Genomic DNA, 3,906 nt, shown 5'->3' on the forward strand with positions numbered 1-3,906 from the left:
GCCTTCTGGGCGTCGACCGAACTCGCCGCCGAGCGCGGCCGCTATTCCAGCTACGAAGGCAGCCTGTGGAGCCGCGGCATCCTGCCGCAGGATTCGCTGAAGCTGTTGATGGAGGAGCGCGGCGGCTACCTGGAAGTCGACAGCTCCAGCATGCTCGACTGGGACGCGCTGCGTGCCCGCATCGGCCAGTACGGCATGCGCAACTCCAACTGCCTGGCGATCGCGCCGACCGCGACCATCGCCAACATCGTCGGCGTGTCGGCCAGCATCGAGCCGACCTACCAGAACATCTACGTCAAATCCAACCTGTCGGGCGAATTCACCGTCGCCAACAAGTACTTGGTCGCCGATCTGAAGAAGCTCGGCCTGTGGGACGAAGTCATGGTCGCCGACATCAAGTACTTCGACGGCAGCCTGGCCAGGATCGACCGCATCCCGGCCGACATCCGCGCGCTGTACGCCACCGCGTTCGAGATGGAAACCAGCTGGCTGGTGGAATGCGCTTCACGTCGCCAGAAATGGATCGACCAGGCGCAGAGCCTCAACATCTACATGGCCGGCGCCAGCGGCAAGAAGCTCGACGAGACCTATAAGCTGGCGTGGATACGCGGGCTGAAGACGACGTATTACCTGCGCACCCTGGGCGCCACCTCGGCGGAGAAATCCACCGGCAAGGGCGGCGAACTCAACGCCGTGTCGTCGAGCGGCGGGGCGGGGGCGATGAGCACCGCAAGCGGCACAAGCAGCGCGATGAGCGCGGCCATGGCCAACCTGCCGGAGGCTGAAATCGAAGGCCGCGCCTGCACCATGCGGCCGGGCGATCCGGGGTTCGAGGAATGCGAGGCGTGCCAGTAAAGGGGGCGACGAAATGACTGTTGAAGCTCTGTGGTCTGTCGAGTTTGTGTCGAATGCAGGTGGTATCGGCGCTGGCGTAGCGATTTTTGAAAACGGAAATATCTACGGTGGCGATGGGACTTATTACTACACAGGCAAATACAAGATTGTGAACTCTCGGATTGATGCGACGGTGAAGGTCGTTCACTATGCAGGACAACCGCTTTCGATATTTGGCCAAGACCCGCAACCGTTTGATCTAACAATCGGCGGGCCGGTTTCGGACTCTGTGATGAATTTGGCTGGTATTCGTACGGACGATGTGTCCAAGCAGATGGGGTTGCGCCTCACTAAGAGAACAGAGCTTCCTTAGGCGGGTAGACCGGGGTTGCCGGCAGCAAGTCACTTTCTTTGTCTCGCCAAAGAAAGTAACCAAAGAAAGGCGACCCCGCTGCGCCACCCCTTTGGGGCGGGCCTCGACTGAACCGAGCCATCGGGGCGGCTGCGCAACTCGCCCTGGCGAGGCGCACAAAACGCGCCTCACTGCGGAGCTCGGACAGTGCTCGCCTTCATCCCCGCTGACTCGATCCAGTCGAGGTGGCGCAGAAGGGGCTGCGGAAGGGTCGCTGCGAAGCAGCGGGGACCCACCGGCGCACCCCTTGCGGGTGAGCCCGGAAAACGGAACGTAGGCGGGCAATGCCCGCCGCCAGATTAAAAGTAGTGTGGGCTCAGCCCACTTTGGGACAACCAAAGGAGAAAACCAACGATGCTGAATTTTGAAGAAGACTTCACCCCCGCCGCCAAGCCCATGGACGTGCCGTCCTTCCTGCGCAAGGAATCCGCCGCGCCGGTTGGCGCCGACGTGGTCGCCGATACCCCCCCAGCACCGCAGACGCGCCGCGTGCAGGCCGCCGACAAGCGCGTGATCAACGGCGCGACGGACGTGAACCAGCTCGTCCCCTTCAAATACAAATGGGCGTGGGAAAAATACCTCGCCGGCTGCGCCAACCACTGGATGCCGCAGGAAGTGAACATGAGCCGCGACATCGCGCAGTGGAAAGACCCCACCGCGCTCACCGAGGACGAGCGCCGCCTGGTCAAGCGCAACCTCGGCTTCTTCGTCACCGCCGATTCGCTCGCCGCCAACAACATCGTGCTCGGCACCTACCGCCACATCACCGCGCCCGAGTGCCGCCAGTACCTGCTGCGCCAGGCGTTCGAAGAGGCGATCCACACCCACGCCTACCAGTACATCGTCGAGAGCCTGGGCCTCGACGAAGGCGAAATCTTCAACGCGTATCACGAAGTGGAAAGCATCCGCGACAAGGACGACTTCCTCATCCCCTTCATCGACACGCTCACCAACCCCGAATTCAAGACCGGCACCCCCGAGGCCGACCAGGCCCTGCTGAAATCGCTGATCGTCTTTGCCTGCATCATGGAAGGCATCTTCTTCTACGTCGGCTTCGTGCAGATCCTCGCGCTGGGCCGCCAGAACAAGATGACCGGCGCCGCCGAGCAGTACCAGTACATCCTGCGCGACGAGTCCATGCACTGCAACTTCGGCATCGACCTCATCAACACCATCAAGCTGGAAAACCCGCACCTGTGGACGAATGAATTCAAGGCCGAAATCCGCGACCTGATCCAGAAGGGCGTCGAGCTCGAATACCGCTACGCCGAAGACACCATGCCGCGCGGCGTGCTCGGCCTCAACTCGGCCCAGTTCAAGGAATACCTGCGCTTCATCGCCAACCGCCGCTGCCAGCAGATCGGGCTGGACGAAATGTTCCCCGGCGTCAGCAACCCCTTCCCCTGGATGGCCGAGATGATCGACCTCAAGAAGGAGAAGAACTTCTTCGAGACGCGCGTCACCGAGTATCAGACGGGCGGGGCGTTGAGCTGGGATTGAGGTTATTCCAACGCTTGTGCACTGGAAGGATAAATAATGAGCAAATCTCTGGAAGAAATCTCTAGGAGTAGACGCATGCTCCAAAATCCGTATGCCCACTTGGATGGCAACGGGGCATACAGCGCTCTGCACCAGAGTGGCACGCTTACGCCCCAGTCGCTGAGTAAACAGATAAAGGAAAGCCGTCGACTGCTTGAGGACCCCTATGCTTACTTGGATAGTGGTGGCGACTTTAGTGCATTGCCTAGCCGCGCACAGCATAAGTCCGTGAGGAAAAGGGGCCGGCATTCAAATGCGGACATAGAGCAGAAAGCCCAAGAGCTGCAAAGGCTGATTTGGGCGAAAAGAAAACAAATCTGGGGCGATTCTATTCCAGCCAATCCGATTGACATGCTTGACCCGTCGATAGCCTTGGAACTACTTGGGTATGATTTCACCCTTGAAGAGACGCTCGGGCATTACCACGAAAACGGCCGGCTAGTTGAAGTGGCGGGGCTGATCGATAACTACACTAAACGGGTGCGAATCTCGGGGCAGTTTTCAGATAGCGTTCGTGCCTTCACCGCAGCCCATGAGCTGGGTCATGCCCTGCTACATGAAGCGCGGGGTTTGCATCGTGACCGGCCACTGGACGGGACGAAGCTGTCACGTGACATTGCCGAAATGGAAGCCGACAAATTCGCTACAAACTATCTCATGCCAAGAAAACTTGTCAGGGATAGATTTGTAAGTCATTTTGGGACCGCCAGCTTTATTTTCGATGAGGATACGGTATTCGAACTCGTGCAAAAGAGCTTGGCAGAATTTTCCAGAAAATATAAAACACTCCGGGATTTATCCCGCCTCCTTGCTGGCGCGGAGTATTTCAATGGGTGTCGCTTCATATCGCTAGCTACGCAGTTCTGTGTGTCAGTGGAAGCGATGGCTATTCGTCTTGAGGAATTGGAACTGCTGGTTGTTTGAATTAAAGGGACGCATGAAAATAGGGTGAAAATAGGGTCAGACACGACATGAAAATAGGGTCAGACACTGAGGTTTCCCCACGAATCACGCCGCCATGGCGCGGTTGATTGCGGCGCTCACCTGACTTCGCAACACGTACCAATAAGGCCGCGGAGCTTTGAGTTTCCGCAGCAGCGTGGGCGAATCGATCACGCGCT

The 3,906-nt window shown here is 58.7% G+C and carries 3 protein-coding genes and 1 pseudogene; all 4 read left to right on the plus strand.

The annotated features are described in order from the left end of the window. Positions 1–855: pseudogene (locus tag Q0L94_RS09400) on the plus strand (ribonucleoside-diphosphate reductase subunit alpha); the annotation flags it as partial. Positions 856–868: 13 nt separating this feature from the next. Continuing rightward, positions 869–1,207: a GrlR family regulatory protein gene (locus Q0L94_RS09405; protein ID WP_296752789.1), complete on the plus strand. Its 339-nt coding sequence runs from the start codon at positions 869–871 to the stop codon at positions 1,205–1,207. Between the two features lie 393 nt (positions 1,208–1,600). Next, complete coding sequence (locus tag Q0L94_RS09410; protein WP_296752791.1) at positions 1,601–2,746, plus strand: ribonucleotide-diphosphate reductase subunit beta; 1,146 nt, start codon at positions 1,601–1,603, stop codon at positions 2,744–2,746. Between the two features lie 36 nt (positions 2,747–2,782). After that, positions 2,783–3,709 carry an ImmA/IrrE family metallo-endopeptidase gene (locus Q0L94_RS09415; RefSeq protein ID WP_296752792.1) on the plus strand — a complete coding sequence of 309 codons (927 nt, stop codon included), beginning with the start codon at positions 2,783–2,785 and terminating at the stop codon, positions 3,707–3,709. The last annotated feature ends 197 nt before the right edge of the window (positions 3,710–3,906 follow it).

The organism is Thiobacillus sp. (assembly GCF_024708915.1).